The sequence below is a fragment of the Lysinibacillus sp. GW247-5R2A genome, assembly GCF_059424475.1.
The window spans coordinates 76634-99458 of sequence record NZ_JBWKZL010000015.1 but is presented as its reverse complement, the minus strand read 5'-3'; the positions used below and the strand labels follow the sequence as shown (position 1 = coordinate 99458).

The 22825-nt window shown below is 38.2% G+C and carries 21 protein-coding genes and 1 tRNA gene; 14 read left to right on the top strand and 8 right to left on the bottom strand.

The window, feature by feature from the left end; genetic code table 11:
• Positions 1-1482: an aldehyde dehydrogenase family protein gene (locus tag AC07YC_RS20335; protein ID WP_494920273.1), complete on the top strand. Its 1482-nt coding sequence runs from the start codon at positions 1-3 to the stop codon at positions 1480-1482.
• Between the two features lie 61 nt (positions 1483-1543).
• Here the strand turns inward: AC07YC_RS20335 and rpoN are convergent, their stop codons facing one another.
• Both rpoN and AC07YC_RS20325 read right to left on the bottom strand, forming a co-directional pair.
• A complete protein-coding gene (rpoN, locus tag AC07YC_RS20330; RefSeq protein WP_494920272.1) occupies positions 1544-2830 on the bottom strand; it encodes an RNA polymerase factor sigma-54 in 1287 nt (428 codons plus the stop codon).
• 179 nt (positions 2831-3009) lie between these two features.
• A complete protein-coding gene (locus tag AC07YC_RS20325; RefSeq protein ID WP_494920271.1) occupies positions 3010-4074 on the bottom strand; it encodes a M24 family metallopeptidase in 1065 nt (354 codons plus the stop codon).
• Positions 4075-4209: 135 nt separating this feature from the next.
• Here AC07YC_RS20325 and AC07YC_RS20320 point away from each other — a divergent pair, with 135 nt between their 5' ends.
• Complete coding sequence (locus AC07YC_RS20320; protein ID WP_494920270.1) at positions 4210-5892, top strand: peptide ABC transporter substrate-binding protein; 1683 nt, start codon at positions 4210-4212, stop codon at positions 5890-5892.
• Between the two features lie 41 nt (positions 5893-5933).
• On the opposite strand, the gene AC07YC_RS20315 is transcribed toward AC07YC_RS20320, so the two are convergent.
• The 4 genes from AC07YC_RS20315 to opp3b are packed head-to-tail and all read right to left on the bottom strand — an operon-like array spanning position 5934 to position 10257.
• On the bottom strand, positions 5934-6299 hold the full coding sequence (locus tag AC07YC_RS20315) for a DUF3899 domain-containing protein (protein ID WP_336637150.1): 366 nt from the start codon (positions 6297-6299) through the stop codon (positions 5934-5936).
• Positions 6296-8287, bottom strand: coding sequence for an ABC transporter ATP-binding protein (locus AC07YC_RS20310; RefSeq protein ID WP_494920269.1), 1992 nt, complete (start codon positions 8285-8287; stop codon positions 6296-6298). Before AC07YC_RS20310 ends, AC07YC_RS20315 begins: the two co-directional genes overlap by 4 nt.
• A gap of 12 nt (positions 8288-8299) precedes the next feature.
• Entirely contained in the window at positions 8300-9319 is a 1020-nt protein-coding gene (opp3C, locus tag AC07YC_RS20305; protein WP_494920282.1) for an oligopeptide ABC transporter permease, read from the bottom strand.
• A gap of 8 nt (positions 9320-9327) precedes the next feature.
• Positions 9328-10257 carry an oligopeptide ABC transporter permease gene (opp3b, locus tag AC07YC_RS20300; protein ID WP_036145808.1) on the bottom strand — a complete coding sequence of 310 codons (930 nt, stop codon included), beginning with the start codon at positions 10255-10257 and terminating at the stop codon, positions 9328-9330.
• Positions 10258-10407: 150 nt separating this feature from the next.
• Here opp3b and AC07YC_RS20295 point away from each other — a divergent pair.
• From AC07YC_RS20295 to tsaD, 6 genes are all read left to right on the top strand, one after another.
• Positions 10408-10483 (top strand) — tRNA-Asp (locus AC07YC_RS20295).
• Between the two features lie 470 nt (positions 10484-10953).
• Positions 10954-11292 (top strand): hypothetical protein, encoded by a 339-nt coding sequence (locus AC07YC_RS20290; RefSeq protein ID WP_336637154.1) that lies wholly within the window; start codon positions 10954-10956, stop codon positions 11290-11292.
• 333 nt (positions 11293-11625) lie between these two features.
• Complete coding sequence (gene tsaE / locus AC07YC_RS20285; RefSeq protein ID WP_336637155.1) at positions 11626-12075, top strand: tRNA (adenosine(37)-N6)-threonylcarbamoyltransferase complex ATPase subunit type 1 TsaE; 450 nt, start codon at positions 11626-11628, stop codon at positions 12073-12075.
• Complete coding sequence (gene tsaB / locus AC07YC_RS20280; protein WP_336637156.1) at positions 12072-12779, top strand: tRNA (adenosine(37)-N6)-threonylcarbamoyltransferase complex dimerization subunit type 1 TsaB; 708 nt, start codon at positions 12072-12074, stop codon at positions 12777-12779. Before tsaE ends, tsaB begins: the two co-directional genes overlap by 4 nt.
• Entirely contained in the window at positions 12772-13224 is a 453-nt protein-coding gene (gene rimI, locus AC07YC_RS20275) for a ribosomal protein S18-alanine N-acetyltransferase (RefSeq protein WP_336637157.1), read from the top strand. The genes tsaB and rimI overlap by 8 nt, the downstream gene beginning before the upstream one ends.
• Entirely contained in the window at positions 13224-14240 is a 1017-nt protein-coding gene (tsaD, locus tag AC07YC_RS20270) for a tRNA (adenosine(37)-N6)-threonylcarbamoyltransferase complex transferase subunit TsaD (RefSeq protein WP_336637158.1), read from the top strand. The genes rimI and tsaD overlap by 1 nt, the downstream gene beginning before the upstream one ends.
• A gap of 436 nt (positions 14241-14676) precedes the next feature.
• Here the strand turns inward: tsaD and AC07YC_RS20265 are convergent, their stop codons facing one another.
• A complete protein-coding gene (locus AC07YC_RS20265) occupies positions 14677-16620 on the bottom strand; it encodes an ABC-F family ATP-binding cassette domain-containing protein (protein ID WP_494920281.1) in 1944 nt (647 codons plus the stop codon).
• A gap of 244 nt (positions 16621-16864) precedes the next feature.
• On the opposite strand from AC07YC_RS20265, the gene AC07YC_RS20260 reads away from it, so the two are divergent.
• From AC07YC_RS20260 to tatC, 3 genes are all read left to right on the top strand, one after another.
• Positions 16865-17500: a redox-sensing transcriptional repressor Rex gene (locus AC07YC_RS20260; RefSeq protein WP_012291935.1), complete on the top strand. Its 636-nt coding sequence runs from the start codon at positions 16865-16867 to the stop codon at positions 17498-17500.
• Between the two features lie 165 nt (positions 17501-17665).
• A complete protein-coding gene (locus tag AC07YC_RS20255) occupies positions 17666-17851 on the top strand; it encodes a twin-arginine translocase TatA/TatE family subunit (RefSeq protein WP_008176991.1) in 186 nt (61 codons plus the stop codon).
• Positions 17852-17867: 16 nt separating this feature from the next.
• Positions 17868-18692 (top strand): twin-arginine translocase subunit TatC, encoded by an 825-nt coding sequence (gene tatC / locus AC07YC_RS20250; protein ID WP_036120945.1) that lies wholly within the window; start codon positions 17868-17870, stop codon positions 18690-18692.
• A 75-nt stretch (positions 18693-18767) separates the two neighbouring features.
• Here the strand turns inward: tatC and AC07YC_RS20245 are convergent, their stop codons facing one another.
• Positions 18768-19532: a CPBP family intramembrane glutamic endopeptidase gene (locus AC07YC_RS20245; protein ID WP_494920268.1), complete on the bottom strand. Its 765-nt coding sequence runs from the start codon at positions 19530-19532 to the stop codon at positions 18768-18770.
• A gap of 168 nt (positions 19533-19700) precedes the next feature.
• Between AC07YC_RS20245 and groES the strand changes: the two genes are divergently transcribed.
• The 3 genes from groES to AC07YC_RS20230 all read left to right on the top strand — a co-directional run bounded on the left by groES (position 19701) and on the right by AC07YC_RS20230 (position 22622).
• Entirely contained in the window at positions 19701-19985 is a 285-nt protein-coding gene (gene groES / locus AC07YC_RS20240; RefSeq protein WP_336637161.1) for a co-chaperone GroES, read from the top strand.
• 128 nt (positions 19986-20113) lie between these two features.
• Positions 20114-21748: a chaperonin GroEL gene (gene groL / locus AC07YC_RS20235; RefSeq protein WP_336637162.1), complete on the top strand. Its 1635-nt coding sequence runs from the start codon at positions 20114-20116 to the stop codon at positions 21746-21748.
• A gap of 337 nt (positions 21749-22085) precedes the next feature.
• Positions 22086-22622 carry a DUF6241 domain-containing protein gene (locus AC07YC_RS20230; RefSeq protein ID WP_494920267.1) on the top strand — a complete coding sequence of 179 codons (537 nt, stop codon included), beginning with the start codon at positions 22086-22088 and terminating at the stop codon, positions 22620-22622.
• The last annotated feature ends 203 nt before the right edge of the window (positions 22623-22825 follow it).

The following is a 22825-nucleotide window of genomic DNA, read 5'->3' as shown; positions in this document are numbered from 1 at the left end:
ATGGAGGCAGTGTTGACATTAAAACCACAAGTAAAGGAATTTCTACAGTCCACGATCGGCTTGTATATCGATGGTGAATATGTGCAAGCTCAATCAGGTAAAGTATTGAATGTTTTAAATCCTGCTAATGAAGAGGTCATTGCGGTAGTAAGCGAAGCACAGACAGAAGATATTGATCTTGCGGTAGAAGCTGCTCGAAAAGCATTTGCTGGTGAATGGTCAACGATGGAGGCAGCTGAACGCTCACGAATTATTTATAAACTGGCAGATTTACTAGAAGAACATCGTGAAGAGCTAGCGCAGCTTGAATCATTAGACAATGGAAAACCATATAAAATTGCTCTTGCAGATGATGTGGATGGCACAGTTCAGCATTTTCGTTATTATGCGGGCTGGGCAACAAAAATTACAGGCCAGACTGTACAAGTGTCGAAGGATTACTTGAATTACATTGTACATGAGCCCGTTGGAGTTGTAGGTCAAATTATTCCTTGGAATTTTCCTCTTGCCATGGCGGCATGGAAGCTTGGTTCAGCGTTAGCTGTAGGATGTACGGTTGTCATCAAACCAGCGGCTGAAACGCCATTGTCATTATTATATGTGGGGCAATTAATGAAACAAGCTGGTTTTCCAGACGGTGTAGTAAATATTGTACCAGGTACGGGAGAAGCGGGCGAAGCGATTGTTACTCATAAGGGTGTAGCAAAAGTAGCCTTCACTGGATCAACAAAGACCGGAATACATGTGATGAAAAAGGCTGCTGATGATGTAAAAAGTATAACATTAGAGCTTGGGGGGAAATCTCCTGCTATTGTGCTACCAGATGCAGATGTCGAGGAAGCAATAGAAGGAACATTTGCTGGGACGATGTACAATCATGGCCAAAACTGTAGCGCATGTACACGGGTATTTGTGCATAGTAGTCTATACAATCAATTTATTGAACGACTCGCAGAAAAGGCTAAAGCATTGAAGGTAGGGCCAGGCTTAGACCTAGAAACAGATATGGGTCCATTAGTGTCACAAAAGCAATTAAACACTGTTCTTCATTTTATCGAAAAAGGAAAAGAGGAGGGTGCTCGCTTAGTAGCTGGTGGTGCTCGAGCACTGCCAAAGGGATATTTTGTCCAACCAACTATCTTTGCTGATGTACAGGACACGATGACAATTGCCCAAGAAGAGATTTTTGGACCTGTTATGTCCATTCTATCGTTTGAAACAGTAGATGAAGTAATTGCACGCGCTAATAACAGTAAGTATGGACTTGCTGCAAGCATTTGGACTGAAAATGTGAAAAAGGCACATTATATTGCTAGTAAACTACAAGCAGGGACAGTATGGATTAATGATTTTGGGTTAGAATGGGAAACGATGCCATTTGGAGGTTACAAGCAATCAGGCATTGGTCGTGAAATGGGCGGTGAATATGGATTGTCCAATTACACTGAGGTGAAAAGTGTATTTGTTAATATGAAGCAATAATAAGTGAGTTTGCATGAAAGAAGGAAAAGGAGCTATCTTCAATAGGTAGCTCCTTTTTTCGTTACTGAAAGGGTATTAATTTACGCCGTGCGGAGGACGGAATACTCATGTCCTCGCGATATTTGGCTATGGTACGTCGTGAAATTTCAATGCCTAAAGCAGCGTTAAAATATTCAGCTATTTTTTGATCGGAGAAGGGCTTAGCCTTATCTTCGGACTTAATATAGTCTGACAGCAAAGACTTCACCTTTATTTGTGACACACTCTGACCATTGGCTGTCGACAATTTAGAGCTGAATAATTCCTTTAATTCAAAGGTGCCAAAAGCAGTTTGTACATATTTATTTGTTGTAATACGACTTACCGTCGATTCATGAACATCTATTTGGTCAGCAATTTCACGCAACGTAAGTGGTTGCATGGCGTCGAAGCCATCCAGAAAGAATCTTTTTTGCTTGTCAATAAGGGCCTTCATAATGTTGATCATTGTATTTCGACGTTGTTCAATGCTGTTCACTAGCCAGTGGTAGTCAGCAAAGTGTTTTTTAAAATAACTCTTTTCTGAGGAATGAGCTTTTATATAAGGAAAGTAGTCAGCGTGAATACTAATTTTTGGTAAATAATAATCGTTCAATGAAAAGGTGATCCCACCGTCAACAATATTAACAATAATATCTGGTATCGTCGTATGTACCAATTCCTGATAAAATAATGAGCTTAGTTTTGGCTGTAAGGATTGTATAAAAAGATAGATCATTTGTAAGTCATTTAGTGATATATCCAGCTCTTTTAATATTTTCTTCCAATTATTGTGAGCAAGCTCTTCTAGATAATTAGAAATAATAGTATCGGCATGAGCAGGGCTGTTAGGACAATAAATAGTTTGTAATAGTAAACATTCCTTTAAATTGCGTGCCCCCATTCCTAAAGGACCAATCGTTTGTAATAAATGAATGCCCTTTTCTATTTCTAGGTCATTATAAGAAGTTTCTATAGGTTGCTCATAGTAACCATTGTCATCTAAATGATAAATAATATGTTTTAAGAGCTGAATGTCCTTTTCATGATCAAATGTTAGCCTGACCTGCTGGAACAGCTCATCACGAATATTTTTTTCACATTTTGTAGAAAGATGCCAATTGTTATAGTGTCCGTTACTCGTTTTTGGAATCTGTAGATGCTCTTTAAGTGTTGGTTCACTTAGCTCGATTAACGGATTAACGAGCTCTTGTTCACGTATATATTGTTCTAACTCCTGAGTTGAGTATTGGAGTAGCTCGATTGCCTGACGAAGTTGGGTAGACATAACGAGTTGTAAATCTTGTGTTTGTTTAATAGAAAGTTGCATACTTAAACCTCGATTCTCTATCAATCTATCTAACTAACTTAGAAAAATATAGTGACAAGAAACTTTGACATGTGCAACGAAATGAACCATTAGCTTTCAATAATAAGCTCAAAATGTTGAAATGAATGGTTTTAAAAAGTGTAAAAAAATTAAACATCTATAGGGTACGTGTAAAGAAATTATAAAATAATGAGTTCCTTTGGTGAGTGTGTAATTATTTCAACACCGTCTTTTGTAATGATGACATCATCCTCTATACGAACACCACCAACTTGTGGAACATAAATGCCTGGCTCAACTGTAAGCACCATATTCTCCTCTAAAACGTCTTCACAAACTGTCGACATGAAAATATTTTCGTGAATATCTAGACCGATGCCATGACCTGCTCCATGTCCGTAATTTTCTCCATAGCCTTTAGTTGTAATATAGTCACGTGTATAGCTATCTGCCTGTCGTCCAGTAATACCAGCCTTCATATTAGAAAGGGCGTGTTGCAAGGAGTCATAAACAATTTGATATATTTCTTTTAATTGTTCAGGGGGCTCGCCGACAGCAATAGTTCTTGTCATGTCAGAACGATAGCCTTCATAATAAGCGCCAAAATCAAGTGTAAGCATATCACCTTGCTCAATAATTTTCGAAGATGCCACGCCATGTGGTAGAGCAGAGCGATGACCAGAAGCGACAATCATATCAAATGCAGCGCCAGTAGCACCATTTTTACGCATATGGGATTCTAGCTCATTGGCAATTTCGATTTCTGTAACACCAGGTTTAATGAATGTCAAAATATGCTTAAAGGCTTCATCTGAAATCCAAGCTGCTTTCTTAATAATTTCAATTTCCTCTGGTGTCTTAATCATACGTAAATCTTCCACTATAGTAGATAAAGGCTTTAATGTTGCTGTTAATTTATTAGCCATTAATTGATACGTGTAGTAAGTGACGTGATGTTGTTCAAAGCCAACAGTTTGAATGGATTCCTGTTCTAAAATTTCTTGAATCGTTTCATATAAACGGCTGCGATCAATTTCATGAACCTCAAATGTTTTACTTTGCTCTGTTGCTTGCTGTGTATAGCGGAAGTCCACCAATAAAAGTGCTCGTGTGTTAGTTACTACAACCGTTCCTGCACTTCCTGTAAATCCTGTTAAATACCGTCGGTTTTGAGCATTTGTAATGATAATTGCGCTTGTACCTTGTGCTTGTAAAGCATTTCGTAATTGTTCTAGTTTTGACATGTTGTCATTCCCCCTTTAATGAAAGTATAATGCAAAATCTGTGCCAATTTTAAAAAAATTAGAATCGGCATGGAAATTGCATAGATTTTTATAGTGCGATTTCTTTCGTGCAATAAAATTAAAGGGGTTTTGAGGATGGCTAAAAAAACAAAATGGCTCTTCGTATTGTTAGCACTAATGCTCGTTGTATTGGTCGGTTGTTACGGCAAAGATAACACCACTTCTGGAAATACTACAAATAATAATGAAACAGACCATGCATCTTCTGATGGGGACGACAAAATTGCCGCACAGGAACTTCATTTAGTGGCAACAGGTGATTTAACGACGATGAGCTCTTTAGGGAGTGTAGATGCGCTTGCTGTGACGGCAATGAACTCAGTATTTGAGGGATTATATCGTATAGGTCCTGAAAATACACCCATTCCAGGTATGGCAGAGTCACATGAAGTTTCTGAGGATGGTACAGTATATACATTTAAAATACGTAAAGATGCTGTGTGGAGTAATGGGACTCCAGTGACAGCACATGATTTTGAGTATGCATGGAAAAGAGCTATAAATCCCGAAACTCAAGCAATCTATTCATACTTAATGCTAGATATAAAAAATGCTGCCAATGTGCAAACAGAAGAAGATCCTCTTTATGGGAAGGTGGAGGAAATCGGTATTAAAGCAATAAATGATGAAACGTTAGAAGTGCAGCTAAATACGCCGATTCCATACTTTATTAGCTTAACAACGTATGCACCGTTCTTCCCATTAAATAAAGAATTTACAGAGTCCCAAGGCGATCAATACGCGCTAGAAGCGGAAAATATGATCTATAATGGACCTTTCATGATGGAGTCTTGGCAACATGGGCAAGGATGGACGTTCGTCAAAAATGAAAGCTATTGGGATAAGGACACGGTAAAGCTTACTAAAATCACGCAGAAAATAGTGAAAGATACGGCAACGGCTGTCAATCTCTATGAAGCTGGTGAAATAGACACTGCCGAGTTATCTAGTGAATATGTTGCTCAATATAAAGACAGTCCAGAGTATTCAACGTTTTTAAAGCCAAATACGTATTTTATTCGTATGAATCATGAAAATAAATATTTATCTAATCTAAACATTCGTAAGGCCATTGATATGGCATGGGACAAACAAGGATTCGCTGATGTGATATTACAGGACGGTTCCATTCCTGCTTACTATTTAGTACCTCAGGGATTATCAACAGATGACAAGGGGAATGATTTCCGTGATGGCAACGGCGATATGAATAAAACAAATATCGAGCTAGCGAAGGAAGCGTGGGCTACTGGCTTAAAGGAACTTGGTGTTGACCAAGTAAAGCTGGAGTTTTTAACATATGACCGTGCAGAATCTAAAAAAGCCGCTGAATTCATTAAAAACCAATTGGAGACGAATTTAGAAGGCTTAGAGCTAACAATTAATATGCAGCCAAATAAGCAAAAGCTTGCATTAGAAGGGGCTGTTGATTTTGATTTAGACTATGGTGGTTGGGGCCCTGATTATCAAGACCCTATGACTTATATTGAATTATTTGAGTCAACGGCTTATTATAATCAATCTAACTATAAAAATGAAAAAGTTGATGCACTTATTAAACAAGCAAAAACTAACTCTAATGTTTCCGAGCGTTGGGAACTTATGCAGCAAGCCGAAAAATTAATGATGGAAGATGTAGCATTTGCCCCAACATTCCAAAAAGGGCTAAGTCGTTTGACAAAACCATATGTGAAAAATTTATATGAGCATCCATTCTCAGCTGACATAAGCTATAAATGGGTAGAAATTGTAAAATAAAACATGCTGTCCTCTTTTCTCGAGAGGACAGCATGTTTCATTTATAGATAGAAAACTATAGATAAAATGGCTGTCACGGAGCAGCCAAGTATACCTGCCAGCAGTAGCGGATAAGTGAAGGTATAGGTCGGAGCATGAACATATTCTAAATCTCCATCTAATTCAAAGGCATAGACACCATTTTTAGTAACACGTGCAAAAAAACGTTTGAAACTATAGGCGATACCATTAAAAAGCCCACCTTGTACAACAGCCAATGAAGCACCTACCATTGTAGCAGTAAGTGAGACAAGGAAAATGTTGTTAATTATCGTTAAAAAAGTGATTGGTTGGTGGAGTAGCCAGGTATAGCTGAGGGAGACTATGATTATACAGCTAGCAAGTAAGAGGAAGGTCTTTAATTTCAACGTAATATACCTCCTTCTTGTGCTGAACGGTATTGAACAAGCTCCTCTTCTGTCAGCATAACAAAGTGACCAGGCCGTATCTCAACAAAGCTTTCACTTGCAGTATTTCGGTTAGCTTGATAGGTAGCTTCATTAAAAATAATGCGTTTGCGGTCTCGCTCTAGCTTAGGATCTGGTAATGGGATGGCCGATAATAATGATTTTGTGTAAGGGTGTACAGGGTGATCATAGAGTTCTTGACTGTCCGCTAGCTCAACGATTTTCCCTCGATACATCACACCAATACGATCACTAATATACTTCACCATCGACAAATCATGTGCAATAAAAAGATAGGTCAGCCCACGTTCTTGTTGTAACTTTTTTAGCAGATTCACTATTTGTGCCTGAATGGAAACGTCCAATGCAGAGATAGGCTCGTCTGCAATGATGAGTTCAGGCTCTACAGCTAGAGCACGTGCAATACCAATACGCTGACGCTGGCCACCACTAAGTTCGTGAGGATAACGGTTTGCATACTCCTTTGTTAATCCGACTATGTTTAATAGCTCATATATTTTTGACTTCCATTCACTTTTAGGTACTTCATGGATGGCCAATCCTTCTGCAATAATATCCATTATCTTCATACGTGGATTGAGAGACGAATAGGGATCTTGAAAAATCATTTGCACCTTGCTATTGAAGGCAAGCTTGTCTTTTTTTGTTTGATGGTCATTGATATTACGGCCATCAACGTGAATGTCACCACTAGTAATCGTATGGAGTCCAATAATGGAACGTCCCGTTGTCGATTTACCACATCCGGATTCTCCTACAAGACCAAAAATTTCTCCCTTATAAATATCGAAAGTAATGCCATCTACCGCTTTATTAATCGTGTTTTTACTTAAAGAAAAGTGCTGCTTAACCTCTTTTAAAGATAAATAGGGATGTTCTTTATCAAAGATAGCTGGTGCCTGACGCTTTTCTTGCTGTACTTGAGCAAGCTGTTGGTGAACCGGTACTATTTTCGGTGCGTGTTCATGCAATAACCAAGTGGCAGCGAAATGAGTGTCGCTGACCTGAAACATAGGTGGCTCCTCTATAAAGTCAATTTTCAAGGCATGTTTATTACGAGCTGCAAAGGCGTCACCAGTAGGGGGATGAAGCAGGTTTGGTGGCGTTCCAGGAATGGCATACAATGAATTTGTATGAATATCTGGATTAGGCATGGCTGCGAGTAGCCCTTGTGTATAAGGGTGCTGACAATGGTAAAATATTTCATCAACTAAGCCAATCTCTATGATTTTTCCAGCATACATCACGGCAACACGATCTGCCATTTTAGCGACAACACCTAAATCGTGGGTAATAAAGATAATGGATAAATTCATTTTTTGTTGTAGATTTTTTAATAATTCTAAAATCTGCGCTTGGATCGAAACATCTAGTGCTGTGGTAGGTTCATCAGCAATGATGATACGTGGCTCACAAGCAAGAGCCATGGCAATGACTATTCGCTGGCGCATACCCCCAGAAAACTGATGTGGGTACTGTTTATATCGTTTATCAGCTTCTTTAATACCGACAAGTTGCAATAGTTCTATAACACGGTTAGTTATGTGTCGGCCACGTAAAGTCGTATGTTTTTTTATACTTTCTGCAATTTGATGACCAATCGTCATCGTAGGGTTTAAGGCAGTCATGGGATCTTGGAAAATCATAGCGATTTCAGCTCCGCGTATTGCTCGAATTTCTTGTTCACTGGAAGATGAAATATCATGTCCGTCATAAAAAATATGTCCGCTTTTTATCATGGTGGACTCGGTTGGATTGAGACGAAGAAGGCTTTTCGACGTAACTGATTTTCCAGAGCCAGACTCGCCTACAATGGCTAAGGTTTCACCTTCAAATAAATCAAATGATATATTGCGTACGGCTTGTACCTCACCATTATACGTGTTGAAGGAAACACTTAAATTTTTTACCTCTATTATTTTTTTCATTTAGAGCACCTCCTATTTACGAGTTTTTGGATCGAATGCATCACGCAGTCCATCACCGAGTAAATTAAAGCTAATCATAATTAAACTAATGACAATAGATGAGACAATCATGCCATGTGGATAAATTCTTAATAATTTATATGAATCATTTACAATAGTCCCCAAAGAAGCGGTTGGAGGTTGTAGCCCTAGTCCAATAAAGCTTAATAAAGCCTCTGTGAAAATAGCACCTGGGATAGTAAATGTGGTCGCAACGATAATTGGTCCAAGCGTATTGGGAATTAAATGCTTCCATATGAGACGCTGATTACTAGCACCAAGTGTTCGTGAAGCAAGCACATATTCATATGTTTTTAACTTCAGTATTTGTGCGCGAACAATTCGAGCCATACTAATCCATCCTACGATCACCATTGCAATCGTAATTGAAATAATGCCTGGCTTTAAAATAAGGATCAGAAGTATGTTCACAATTAGTCCGGGGATACCCACTAATACTTCAATAATACGTTGCATGATCGTATCTGTTCGACCACCATAAAATGCTGAAACAGCCCCATAGGCAACGCCTATAATGAGATCGATGGTTGCTGCTAAAAAAGCTATATACAGAGAAATTCTTGTTCCTTCCCATACACGTGTCCAAAGATCTCGCCCTAATTCATCTGTACCGAACCAAAAATATTCTTTAACTCCTTTCGCTTCATATTGGTCTATGCCGCGGCTATCGACACCATTCAAGCCTAAGAAAGAAATATTCTCAAGGACAGGAATTTTTGGCGGTAAATGGGTACGCGCAATATTTTGTTCGTCATAGCCGTGGCTATTCATAAAAGGTCCGAAAATGGCAAGTAATAGAACAACGATAATCGTACATAGCCCAACGATAGCTGCTTTATTTTTTCGCAAACCGCGCCAAGCATCCTGCCAAAATGATTGCTCAGGACGATAGGTGAAATCATCTGTAATATCAGTTTGCGATGCATATTCAAATAACTTCTTTGGATGACTCTTCGCTGTATCATCTGTCAGTTTTATGGTCATGCCTTATCGCCTCCCGTCACACGAATTCGGGGATCAATCAAGCCGTATAAAATATCGATGATTAAAATGACGGTTACAAATAATACCGCATAAAAAATAGTTGTCCCCATAATGAGCTGATAATCATTCGTAATAATTGAATTAACAAATTGCTCACCTAAACCTGGAATACTGAATATCTTTTCAATAACAAGTGAACCCGTAATAGTGTTCACAGTTAACGGACCAATAATAGTCACGATGGGGATCATGGCATTTCGAATCCCATGCTTTGTAATGATAATAGGCTTTGATAATCCTTTTGCTTTTGAGGTTAAAATGTATTCTTGACTAAGGACTTCTAGCATTTCAATGCGCGTGAAACGAGCAATTGTAGCAATTACTCCAACTGCTAAAGCAATGGTTGGTAAAATGGAGTACTCAAAGCCATTCCAAAAGGCAATGGGTAACCAGCCCAATTTAACGCCAACCCAATACTGTAAAAAACCTGCAAAAACAAATGAGGGGATGGATATGCCTAGTACGGCTAGTATTGTAGCGCCATAGTCAATAATCGTGTTGTGTCTTAGAGCAGCTATAATGCCTAAAAAAAGTCCAATAATTGTACCTACTAGAATGGCTTGAAAGCCCAAAATAGCCGATGCACCAATACGTTCCTGAATAATCTTAGTCACTGGTCGATTATCAAAGACAAAAGAAACACCTAAATCTCCTTGTACAAGATTCGTTAAATAAATACCAAATTGCACAGGAACGGGCTTGTCTAATCCATATTTTTTGTAAAGTAGCTCTTTTTGCGTCTCTGGAAGGCGTTCATCATTAAATGGTGAACCTGGCAAAGCCTTCATTAATAAAAATGACAGCAGGATAATAATAAAAAGCGTAATAATCATATAGCCAATTCGTGTAAATATGTACCGAACCATGGCACCAACCTCCTACTAAATAGTGTGTTGAAACTATTAATTTATTTGCAAGATTGATGCCAATTGTTAGAAAAATAAGAGAAGAAAAAATATGAAAATATATATTGCATACCTTTTTCTTATATGATATATTTATAAATGTCTTAAAGAGGTCCCGTGGTGTAGCGGTTAACATGCCTGCCTGTCACGCAGGAGATCGCCGGTTCGATCCCGGTCGGGACCGCCATTTAAAATTGATATGTTCGCTCTTATGTACTGTTACAGTCATAAGAGCTTTTTTGTATTGAATGAGAATTTTCTTGCCGCATAGCCGTCAACCATAAAATTTATTCAAGCACGTATTTCATTTGTGAAAGTGTCACTTTATGAAGACCCAGTTCACAGGGGAGAAACATAGAGGTGAAAAGCTTTACATTTGGTGAAGGCTTTATGACCTACCTCCTATTGATTTTAACAAAATAACATCTATTGCCCTAAATGGTCCCACTACTGTCACTCGAAATACGCCCAATCCCAATGAAATCACTTGTGTTATTGAAATGAAACTAATCAATTGTATATATTTAACATTATCTAAAGATAGTAAAAATTACCGATAAATGATGACGGTTTTATAAGGTAAAATGAGATATGTTTCTAAAATTAAAACGACGGGTAAAAATTAGAAGTAATTGGATTGGCTACGGAGGTGTTTATATGGGCAAAGACCATTTCTTAAACCATTTTTATTTACCTTTGCTTATTGGTTCCATGATTATGATGGTAGGCTGTGGAGATCCTATTATAGAGATTGAAGAAGCAAATACGTATCACTGGCAAAAAAATATGAACGAAGTAGAATTTGAGAAATTAAAAAATGATATGTCATATATTGAGGTAGTAGAGACAGCAGGTGGCGCAGGTAAAAAGGTGAAAAATAATGAATACCGTTGGAATGATGAAACTTTGTTGACTCAGGCTTATATAGTGAAATTTAAGAATGATAAATTAATAGCTAAAGAGATCATAGCTGTAAAAGGCCATTCCAATCGATAATTGTAAAATGTCTTTGTAAAAGAAGGCCTCTCAATATGTAGACAAAAGCCATCGGGAAAATTCACTCTCGATGGTTTTTGTCCTTCTTAGCACATTCACTGGAAAGTTCGCCGGTAGTGGAAATCAGGGGCTTTACTTTTTTCATTGTACAGTCTGACACGTCTTCATAAAAGAAGTCGTGTTTTTGTTTTCATCGTGTCACCTCACTGCTGTTTTTAAAAGAGCTTTTTAATGAGCGCAATCAAAGCAAGTATAATGGTATTGGATGCTTTGAACATTTTGGCTAGTTTAGGTAAACTAGAGGTAATGTAGTGATGAGAGGAAATAAAGAATATGTATGAAATAATCATGAATTCAGTTGATGATACAGAACGTTTTGCCTGCAAACTTGCGAATAAGCTAGAAGCTCAAGATACGATTACATTAGAAGGTGATCTAGGCGCGGGCAAGACGACATTTACGAAAGCCTTGGCGAAGGGGCTGGGGGTCAAACGAACAGTCAACAGTCCTACATTTACCATTATTAAGCAGTATGAGGGAAGAGTACCGTTTAATCATTTAGATGTATATAGGTTAGCAGAAAGTGATGAAGACCTTGGTTGGGACGAGCTGTTTTATGGAGATGCGGTATCAGTAGTCGAATGGGCGCATTTAATCGAACAGGATTTGCCACGGGATCGTCTAGCGATCGAGATTTACCGAATCGGAGAAAATGAACGACGCTTTGTGTTGATACCTCGTGGAGAACGCTATGAGGCACTATGTGAGGAGCTAATGAAATGATTTGGTTAGGAATAGAAACAGCAAATACACCACTTTCCATTGCAGTTGTAAAGGACGGCAAAGTAGTGGCCGAGATGGTACAAAATATAAAATTAACGCATTCAGCAGGTGCGATGCCAGCGATTGAAGAAGTCATGGCACGAATAGATGTAAGGCCGAATGACTTGGATGCGATTGCAGTATCTGAAGGACCAGGTTCTTATACTGGTGTCCGTATAGGTGTGACATTAGCAAAGACATTAGCATGGTCATTACAGACACCTTTAGTCGGCGTATCTAGTTTAAAAACATTAGCTGCCAACGCTACCCTTTATAACGGGTTGATTTGTCCAATTTTTGATGCTAGAAGAGGCAATGTCTATACGGCAGTTTATCAAGGTGAGACATTAGAGGCATTTGTGGAGGATCATCATGCACATATTGATGATTTATTAGTGCGTTTAAAGGCATTAGAGCAACCTATTCTGTTTGTAGGAACAGATGTTGATATATTTTGGGAGAATATTGTGCAAATACTTGGTGATCATGCCGTACGTGCACCATTTAGTATTGACTTGCCACGCGCAACGGAAGTCATCCATCTAGCGACGAAAATGGAGTTACCAAGTGTCGAAGCTACCCATCACTTCGTTCCACAATATAAACGGATTGCCGAGGCTGAGGCGAACTGGCTGAAAGAACAGAAGGAGAAGGAACATGAGTAGGGATGTAACTTATCGAAAAATGGTTTCTGACGATGTGCCAGCAGTTTATGAAATTGAATTGGCTTCATTTCCAGTACCATGGACGTTAGATTCCTTTTACTACGAAGTGCATGAAAATCAGTATGCGCATTATGTACTGGCTATAGATGAAGATGGTAGTATTATTGGTTTTTGTGGAATGTGGATGGTCATAGATGCAGCTCAAATAACAAACGTAGCTGTGATTGAGCAGGCTCGTGGCAGAGGGATAGGCGAAGGATTAATGCGTGAAGCTATGCATATAGCACGTTTACATGGAATGGAAGTCATGACGCTTGAGGTACGTGTAACCAATGTAGTTGCACAAAATCTCTATCGCAAGCTTCATTTCCAAGATGGTGGAATACGGAAAGGCTATTATACTGATAACGGGGAGGATGCCCTTGTCATGTGGGTGAATTTATAATGAATAATGGATTGATATTAGCAATAGAATCGAGCTGTGATGAAACAGCTGCCGCAATTATTCGAAATGGTCATGAAATTATTTCGAATGTTGTTGCTTCACAAATAGAAAGCCATAAGCGATTTGGAGGCGTAGTTCCTGAAATCGCTTCACGTCATCATGTTGAACAAATTACAGTGGTTATTGAGGAAGCATTAGCACAAGCGAATATAAAACCAGCCGATTTAGAGGCGGTTGCCGTTACGGAGGGCCCAGGTTTAGTCGGTGCGTTGCTAATTGGCATAAACGCAGCTAAGGCGTTTGCATTTGCCAACAATTTACCGATTATCGGTGTACATCATATTGCAGGTCATATTTACGCCAATGCTCTAGTCCAGCCAATGGAGTTTCCATTATTGGCACTTGTTGTATCAGGTGGACATACGGAGCTTGTTTATATGAAGGAACATGGCTCCTTTGAGGTTATCGGTGAAACAAGAGATGATGCAGCCGGTGAGGCTTATGATAAAGTGGCACGAGTTTTAAATTTACCTTATCCAGGTGGCCCACGCATTGATCAGCTTGCTCATGAGGGCGAAGAGGCTGTTCCTTTTCCAAGAGTGTGGTTAGAGGAAGGATCTTATGATTTTAGTTTTAGTGGCTTAAAATCAGCAGTCATTAATTATAAACATAATATGGATCAACGTGGCGAAGCTATTTCACCAGCAGCCGTAGCAAAGGGCTTTCAGGAAAGTGTTGTTGAAGTACTAACCGCAAAAACATTGCGTGCCGCTCGCGAATATCAGGTGAAGCAAGTCATTGCAGCTGGTGGTGTAGCAGCCAATAAAGGCTTACGTGCTTCATTAGAGGCAGTGTTCACTGAGGAAGGGATTCCGTTTTTTGTACCACCACTCAAATTGTGTACAGATAATGCGGCAATGATTGGAGCAGTAGCGATGCCAATGTATGAAGCGGGAATCCGAGGAAACCTAATGATGAATGGTCGTCCAGGAATGGAGTTAAAATCCTGGGTGTAGTAGTAAATGAAGGAGGTATCTTATTGAAGATATCTCTTTTTTATTGTCGAAAATTTGATGATGAAAAATGAATGTAGCGAAGAGAAACATCCAATGAAACACTTTAATTGACAAATTTTTCAGAAAATTATCCACAGGTAATAGAGCGAACTAAATACCGAACAGGCGTACTTATGCACAAATTGTTGATAACTTGTGCATAACTTGTGATTATTCAATATATAGTAGCATGTTTTACACGGGGTGGTGTGGATAAAATAAATTTTAATTGTGGACAGTGTGGAAAACTCTGTTGATATGTTGGTATTACTAGATTTATGGTGTGAATAAAACTGTGGGCATTTTTTGTCGAAAAATAGCACTTGACCAATATATATGAAAAATGAAGGAGAGTAAAGAAAAAAGCCATGCGACAATGCACACGGCTTAAATCAAATTACATATTTATATTTTCTAATTCTTCATTTAACGCTAGCCACTCTAATTCTAAAAGCTCATGCTGTTCCTTTTCAGTAGCCAATTCGTCTTGCAGTTGGGTAATTTTTTCATGATCTGTAAAAATTGCAGGGTCACAGAGAGCTTCCTCTAATCTATCAATGGAGGCTGTCGTTTCTTGCATCTTGCCCTCTAATTCTTCGATAGTACGTCTTATTTGCCGTTCACGCTTTTTTGCCTCTTTATCAATTTTAGAGGTAGAGGACTTATCAGGTAGATCCTGCTGTAGTTGCGGTTGGGAAGTACTTTTCATTTGTGCTAGCTCCAACAGCTCCTGTTTTTTCTCTACATAATAATCATAGTCCCCTAAATATTCAAACGACCCAGTTCCAGACAACTCCACTACCTTCGTAGCGATACGATTAATGAAGTAGCGGTCATGGGAGACGAATAGAAGCGTTCCAGGGTAATCGATTAAAGCATTTTCCAGTACCTCTTTACTATCTAAATCTAGATGGTTCGTAGGCTCATCGAGAATTAAAAAATTGGCCTTTTGCATCATTAATTTTGAAAGTGCCAGTCGTGCTTTCTCACCGCCTGATAATGAAGAGACGGTTTTATCCACATCCTCTCCACTAAATAGGAAACGTCCTAATACGGTACGAATATCTTTTTCATTCATCAGCGGCCATTCATCCCATAGCTCTTTTAAGACACTTTTATTGCTTGAAAGCTTTGCTTGCTCTTGATCGTAATAGCCAATTTGTACATTCGTACCATAACGGATATCACCTGCTAGAGGTGTTAAATCTTTCACAATCGTTTTTAGTAATGTCGATTTACCAACTCCGTTTGGTCCAACAAGAGCAATCCGATCCTCGCGAAAAGTACGTAGCTTAATCCCACTAGATATGCGCTGATCGTTATAGCCGATTGTTAAATCATCAACGGATAACACATCATTTCCACTTGGACGTTCAATTGTAAAACCAAAACTAGCGGATTTCTCATCACCATCCGGCGATTCCATCCACTCTGTTCGTTCAAGCATCTTCCGTCGACTTTGTGCCATTTTTGTTGTAGAGGCACGTGCAATATTCTTTTGGATAAAATCCTCTAGCTTGGCCTTATCGTCTTGCTGACGCTCAAAAAGTTTGACATCCCGTTCATAGTTTTTAGCTTTTTCATCTAAATAAGCACTGTAGTTGCCTGTAAATTTTGTGACACGATGACGTGAAACTTCGTAGACTATGGAAACAACTTGGTCTAAGAAGTAGCGGTCATGGGAAACAATTAAAATAGCGCCCTCATAGCTCTTTAAATAAGATTCTAACCAAGATAATGTTTCAATATCTAAATGGTTCGTAGGCTCATCGAGAATTAGTAGGTCTGGTTTACTCAATAAAAGCTTAGCTAGTGCTAAGCGTGTGCGTTGTCCACCAGATAGTGAGCTAATAGGTTTATCGTAGTCTTCCGGATAGAATTGCATGCCGTGAAGCACTGAGCGTATGTCCGATTCATATTGATAGCCGCCAGCATCCTTAAAAGTATGCTGTAGTTGATCGTATTCCGACATAACTTTGGCATACAGAGTTGGATTTTCATAAACAGTAGGGTCTGCCATTTGCTGTTCGAGCGAGCGGAGTGTTTGTTCTTGAGCTAAAAGGGGTTCGAAAATGGTCATCATTTCATCCCAAATAGTTAACGTAGAATTTAATCCGGCATGTTGCTCTAAATAGCCAACCTGGATGCCCTTTGGAATAATGATATCCCCTGAGTCATAGGACATTTGACCAGCGATTATTTTTAATAAAGTAGATTTACCTGCACCGTTGCGCCCTACTAAGGCAACGCGATCACGGTGTTGAACTTCTAATTTCACACCACTTAAAATTTCATCTGCAAGAAAGGATTTTGTTAGTTGATTGACCTGTAAAACAATCATTCTTGACACCTCAATTCTACCTTAGTGTAATGGATGAACGATTTGCATGCAATGTCAGTGCTTTACTTATTCCAAGCAGTCATGTAAGATTGAAACGATTTCTTTTTAGTTAGCTGCGTACAAAGCGCCATTAACTAAAGAGAAATACGCTAGTGGATTGAAAAATATTGTATATAGTTAAGGATAAATGTATTAAAATTAGTACAGTAAAATGGATTGAGTTTTATCATAAGGAGGAGAAAGTTTGAAACAAGAATTAAAAATTCCACAAGCCACTACAAAAAGACTTCCTCTTTACTATCGATTTATTCAAAACTTTGCACAAGAAGGTATGGAACGTATTTCGTCGAAGGAACTGAGTGAAGCGATGAAAATAGATTCTGCAACCATTCGCCGTGACTTTTCTTATTTTGGTGCTCTTGGAAAGAAAGGCTATGGCTACGATGTACAGCATCTATTACAATTTTTTAGCCAGACGCTTGATCAACATGAAACAACAAAAGTAGCTTTAATTGGCGTGGGGAATTTAGGCAGTGCATTATTAAAATATAATTTTCAAAAAAACCACAACACTCATATTGTTGTAGCATTTGATTCAAAAGCGCCAAAGGATGGCAAAATGATTAGTAACATTCCTGTTTTTCATCCTGATTTGCTGGAAGAAAAGTATGCAGAATACGGGGCAGAGCTAGCTATTTTGACAGTATCACCACGCTCTGCACAAAAAATGGCAGATCGTTTAGCGGCTATGAATGCAAAGGGAATTTTAAACTTTACGCCTGAGCGCTTAACGGTGCCAGATAGCATGCAGCTCTTAACCATTGATTTATCGGTAGAATTGCAAGCGCTTATTTATTTAATTCGGAATCAGGAAGTGTGAAAATTTTACATATTTTATAGTGGAGTTCACTGTTTCTGTCAAATAGTAATTTTAAATATAACAAGGTAAAATCAGTGAGAGTGACGAAAAACTTTCACATATAATTAGTTAGCAAAAAGGCGAAATATGCGTTAAAATGATGGATATAAAGAGGAGGTGGCTGTAATGGGCGGTATTGGTCCTATGAGCCTCATTATTATCGGAGTTGTCGCGTTACTAATTTTTGGTCCTAAAAAGTTACCAGAGCTTGGTAAAGCATTTGGTTCAACACTACGTGAATTCAAAAATGCTACTAAAGGTTTAGCCGACGAAGATGATGATGACAAGAAAAAGAAAGAACTAGATAAGTAAGTTAGGATGTTGAGGAATGAATCCAAAAGATCTAACTGTCATTGAGCATATAGAAGAATTAAGAAAACGGCTGTTCATTGTTGCCGTTTTCTTTGTTCTCGCTATGGCTGGCGCCTTTTTTGTCGCAAAGCCACTTGTTAAATACCTTCAAACCACAGGAGCAAAATATAATATTGAGCTCCATGCATTTGATGTAGTAACACCACTAGCAATTTATATTCAAGTTGTTTTTTTAATTGCATTTATTCTTTCATCGCCAGTATTAATGTATCAATTGTGGTCGTTTATTAGTCCAGGATTAAGGGAAGTAGAGCGAAGAGCAACCTTAAGCTATATACCATATTCATTTTTATTGTTTATCGCAGGGTTATCTTTTTCATACTTTTTATTATTCCCGTATGTCATCAAATTCATGATGAATTTATCAAATGATTTAGATATTAAGCAAACAATTGGTATACATGAGTATTTTACATTTTTATTTAAACTCACAATACCATTCGGCTTTCTATTCCAATTACCTATTGTAGTGTTGTTCTTTTCACGGATAGGAATATTGAGTCCAGATCTACTAATTCGTATTCGTAAATATTCATACTTTGGTTTATTTGTATGTGCTGCTCTCATTGCACCGCCTGAATTGGCGTCTCACTTAATGGTATCAGTGCCGCTATTTATCCTGTATGAAATTAGTATTATGATATCTCGAGTAGGTTATAGGAAATATTTAAAATCAGAGGAAATTCGATTAAAAGAAGAGCAGGAAGCGGAGCAAAAGCGCCAGATTGAAGAGGCACTTGAGCAACAACGACGACAAATAGAAGAATTAAATAAACAGTAATAGATAAAGCTCGGTACCTACATAAAGGCACCGAGCTTTTGTATTGTTGACAACTTTATTGAGCTTTACAAAAATTTATTGCATTTTTTCTAGTTCTTGAAGAAACTTTTGCAATGGTTCTGCATAGAATTGTACAAGTGTCACAAATCCATTCAGCATAACGTGTGCAATAATGGAAGTCCAAATTCGTTTTGTTTTGTGATATAAAAAGGCGAAGATCAAACCACAAATTGTATAAAGTAAAATATGAGAGAAGTCGAAGTGGATAATTGCAAAGAATATTGCACTTACTATTGCCGCCACCCAGAAGTTTGTTGTTTGGACAAGTGATCCAAATATAACTCTACGGAAGACGAACTCTTCTAAAATGGGACCAAATACAACGATCGCTAATATGGCAATAGGAGCTTCTTTAGCTATAGCGACAATATCAGCGGTATTTTGGGAGCCTCCTTCAATACCAAAAATGGCCATTTCAATAGCTGCTCCAATCATTTGACCAAAAAATACAAGGAAGAAACCAAGAATACCCCAAACAATTGTGAGTGGTATAGTTTCTTTTTTTCCTTGATAGACGTTCCAAAAGGCTTTATCACGGGATGTTAAGATTAAACTTAAAATGAGCGCCACGGCAAAGCTAAGCGCAATATACCACCCTTGAGTTATCGGTGCTGCTTGCTCAGAGGCTAGGCCAGTCATCTTCATAACGAGCTTGTGAAATGGTAAGAGCAACCATCTGCTTGAGATTTGCATAAGGATATAAATCAGTAAAACATATAGAGCTGTTTTTTTATGTTTTGTTACTTTTGGAGAATTAGTCACAGTCAAAATCCTTTCCATTCATAGGCTTCCTTTCTATTGTAGATGAATATGGAAAGAAAACAAAATTTTTCGAAGTTCTGACTTGCAAAAAAAAGTGTGATTGATTATCATAATAATTGTGTTAGCACTCGATGTTATAGAGTGCTAATAAATTCAACAATTATTATTATTAGGAGGTTGTTTCACTTGTTAAGACCACTAGGAGATCGTATTGTAATTGAACTAATCGAGGTAGAAGAAAAATCTGCATTCGGTATTGTACTACCTGACTCTGCAAAAGAAAAACCACAAGAAGGTAAAGTTGTAGCAGTTGGGACAGGTCGTGTTTTAGAGAGCGGACAACGTGTAGAGCTTGACGTTAAAGTTGACGACCACATTATTTTCTCTAAATACTCTGGTACAGAAGTTAAATTTGAAGGTAATGAATACCTAATTTTACGCGAAAGCGATATTCTTGCAATTATTGAATAATATTTGATGCACCTTAAATTAAGGTGAAAGCTTACTGTTTCTTGATCGAAAAGTGACAATAAGATGAAATTGATATAAATATATTGAAGAAGCTTAACGAATATTCCATTTCAGGAGGGTAAATTCTCATGGCAAAAGATATTAAATTTTCAGAAGACGCTCGTTCATTAATGTTACAAGGTGTAGATAAATTAGCAAATGCGGTAAAAATAACATTAGGTCCAAAAGGGCGTAATGTAGTATTAGAAAAAAAATTCGGTTCACCACTGATTACAAATGATGGTGTGACAATCGCAAAAGAAATCGAGCTGGAAAATCCATACGAAAATATGGGAGCAAAATTAGTAGCTGAGGTTGCTTCTAAGACAAACGAAATCGCTGGTGATGGTACAACTACTGCAACAGTTCTAGCACAAGCAATTATTCGTGAAGGCTTGAAAAACGTGACTGCTGGCGCAAACCCTGTAGGTATCCGTAAAGGTATTGATAAAGCAGTTGCTGCAGCATTAACGGAATTACACTCAATTTCTCGACCTGTAAGCAATAAAGATGAAATCGCACAAGTTGCTGCTATTTCTGCTGCTGATGATGAAGTTGGACAACTTATTGCTGAAGCGATGGAGCGTGTAGGTAATGATGGTGTTATTACAATTGAAGAATCTAAAGGCTTCACAACAGAGCTTGATGTTGTAGAAGGTATGCAATTTGACCGTGGCTATGCGTCACACTACATGGTAACAGATACAGATAAAATGGAAGCAGTTCTAGATAACCCATATATCTTAATTACAGATAAAAAAATTACAAATATCCAAGAAGTATTACCGTTATTAGAACAAGTGGTACAACAAGGTCGTCCACTTTTAATAATTGCTGAAGACGTTGAAGGAGAAGCACTTGCAACACTTGTTGTGAATAAGCTTCGTGGTACATTCAATGCTGTAGCAGTAAAAGCACCAGGTTTTGGTGATCGTCGTAAAGCAATGCTTGAAGATATCGCTATCTTAACTGGTGGTCAAGTGATTACAGAGGAATTAGGCTTAGACTTAAAATCAGCTGATATTTCTTCACTTGGTCGTGCTGCAAAAGTTGTTGTCACAAAAGACAATACGACAGTTGTTGAAGGTGTAGGCGGTGCAGATGCAATCGAAGCACGTATTGGCCAAATCCGAGCACAACTTGCTGAAACAACTTCAGAATTCGATAAAGAAAAACTTCAAGAGCGTCTTGCGAAATTAGCAGGTGGTGTAGCAGTTATTAAAGTAGGGGCTGCAACAGAAACAGAGCTTAAAGAGCGTAAACTTCGTATTGAAGATGCTTTAAACTCAACACGTGCAGCTGTTGAAGAAGGGATTGTATCAGGAGGTGGTACTGCACTTCTTAACGTATATGCAGCAGTTGAAAAAGTGGCTGAATCTGAAGCAGGCGACGTAGCAACAGGAGTGAAAATCGTCCTTCGTGCTTTAGAAGAGCCAGTTCGTCAAATTGCTAACAACGCAGGTCTTGAAGGCTCTATCATCGTGGATCGCCTGAAACGTGAAGAAATTGGCATTGGTTTCAATGCAGCAACAGGCGAATGGGTAAACATGATGGAAGCAGGCGTAGTAGACCCAGCGAAAGTAACTCGTTCAGCTCTACAAAACGCTGCCTCTGTAGCTGCACTGTTCTTAACAACAGAAGCAGTAGTTGCAGACATTCCAGAACCAGCTGGTGCAGGTATGCCAGATATGAGTGGAATGGGCGGCATGCCAGGAATGATGTAAGGGATTATTCACTTCCATCTTGTGAAATAATTACTGGTCATGTAAATAATTAATTTCAATCACAATAACCACTTCTCGGTAAACAAGAGAAGTGGTTTTTTTGTTGCTTAACATTGCCTATCAATACTTTTTAGATGATAGGTTTCACTGAAATCCTGAGGATATTACTTATAATCATGTGACAGCATTTGATGAACTATGACTTGATTTCATGCAATAGTGTAAGTGCTCTCCGTTTTAGAGATGTTGAACCCTGTTACAACTTTCTGTTATTATTATCCTGATTGCATAATATAAACCAATATATAATGATAAAAAATTACTGAGGGGCTATAACATGAAGAGAACAACAAAATCGGTTATCAGTATCATTGTCATTTTCATCATTTTCGGTGGAGCATTTGGTTATATTAAATCCACTGAACATATGGAGAAGCCTGTCCCTGAAAAAGAAAAAGCAATTGTTGAAAATGATGGTGTAATTCTTGAAAGTAAACCTGTTACAAAAGAAGAATTGCTTTATCCTGACAATTTAATAGAACACAAAGTAAACGAAGCCATTCATAACATGTCCCACCAAAAAGTTGAAGCTAGTGTAAAATGGGGCCACACTGAAATCACACAAGAAAAAGTTGATCGATTGTTGGCTGTATGCAAAATGAACGATTATAAATATAAAGAACTTTACATTTCAATATTGGAAAGATGGTCGAAGGGTGATTTTTCTCATGCCGTAGAGGATCATAACGCAATTTGGGAGATGCAAGGTGGCGAAGAATCAAGAAATTCAGGAAGAGCGACGCGTCTATTGAGACCCGAAGAGGAGCGAGCTTATATTGAACACAATTTAAAAGCAGATTTATGTGATAAATAACACTCAGCAAAGGGTGTTATTTTTTTATTTGTCGGCCCTTTACCAGTCTGCAGTTAAAAAATGGAGAGCTAGTTTTTTGTGTTTTTTAATAAAAAAATCTAATAAAAAAAATTTTCCTGTTGTTTTTCCTTAGATTATCCCTTACAATACGAAATGATAATGATAATGATAATGATAATCGTTATCATTTGAGATAATTTGGA

Coding starts and splice junctions, on each gene's coding strand:
- AC07YC_RS20335 (WP_494920273.1), top strand. CDS start 1: ATGGAGGCAGTGTTGACATTAAAACCACAAGTAAAGGAATTTCTACAG.
- rpoN (WP_494920272.1), bottom strand. CDS start 2,830: ATGCAACTTTCTATTAAACAAACACAAGATTTACAACTCGTTATGTCT.
- AC07YC_RS20325 (WP_494920271.1), bottom strand. CDS start 4,074: ATGTCAAAACTAGAACAATTACGAAATGCTTTACAAGCACAAGGTACA.
- AC07YC_RS20320 (WP_494920270.1), top strand. CDS start 4,210: ATGGCTAAAAAAACAAAATGGCTCTTCGTATTGTTAGCACTAATGCTC.
- AC07YC_RS20310 (WP_494920269.1), bottom strand. CDS start 8,287: ATGAAAAAAATAATAGAGGTAAAAAATTTAAGTGTTTCCTTCAACACG.
- opp3b (WP_036145808.1), bottom strand. CDS start 10,257: ATGGTTCGGTACATATTTACACGAATTGGCTATATGATTATTACGCTT.
- AC07YC_RS20290 (WP_336637154.1), top strand. CDS start 10,954: ATGGGCAAAGACCATTTCTTAAACCATTTTTATTTACCTTTGCTTATT.
- tsaE (WP_336637155.1), top strand. CDS start 11,626: ATGTATGAAATAATCATGAATTCAGTTGATGATACAGAACGTTTTGCC.
- tsaB (WP_336637156.1), top strand. CDS start 12,072: ATGATTTGGTTAGGAATAGAAACAGCAAATACACCACTTTCCATTGCA.
- rimI (WP_336637157.1), top strand. CDS start 12,772: ATGAGTAGGGATGTAACTTATCGAAAAATGGTTTCTGACGATGTGCCA.
- tsaD (WP_336637158.1), top strand. CDS start 13,224: ATGAATAATGGATTGATATTAGCAATAGAATCGAGCTGTGATGAAACA.
- AC07YC_RS20265 (WP_494920281.1), bottom strand. CDS start 16,620: ATGATTGTTTTACAGGTCAATCAACTAACAAAATCCTTTCTTGCAGAT.
- AC07YC_RS20255 (WP_008176991.1), top strand. CDS start 17,666: ATGGGCGGTATTGGTCCTATGAGCCTCATTATTATCGGAGTTGTCGCG.
- tatC (WP_036120945.1), top strand. CDS start 17,868: ATGAATCCAAAAGATCTAACTGTCATTGAGCATATAGAAGAATTAAGA.
- AC07YC_RS20245 (WP_494920268.1), bottom strand. CDS start 19,532: ATGGAAAGGATTTTGACTGTGACTAATTCTCCAAAAGTAACAAAACAT.
- groL (WP_336637162.1), top strand. CDS start 20,114: ATGGCAAAAGATATTAAATTTTCAGAAGACGCTCGTTCATTAATGTTA.
- AC07YC_RS20230 (WP_494920267.1), top strand. CDS start 22,086: ATGAAGAGAACAACAAAATCGGTTATCAGTATCATTGTCATTTTCATC.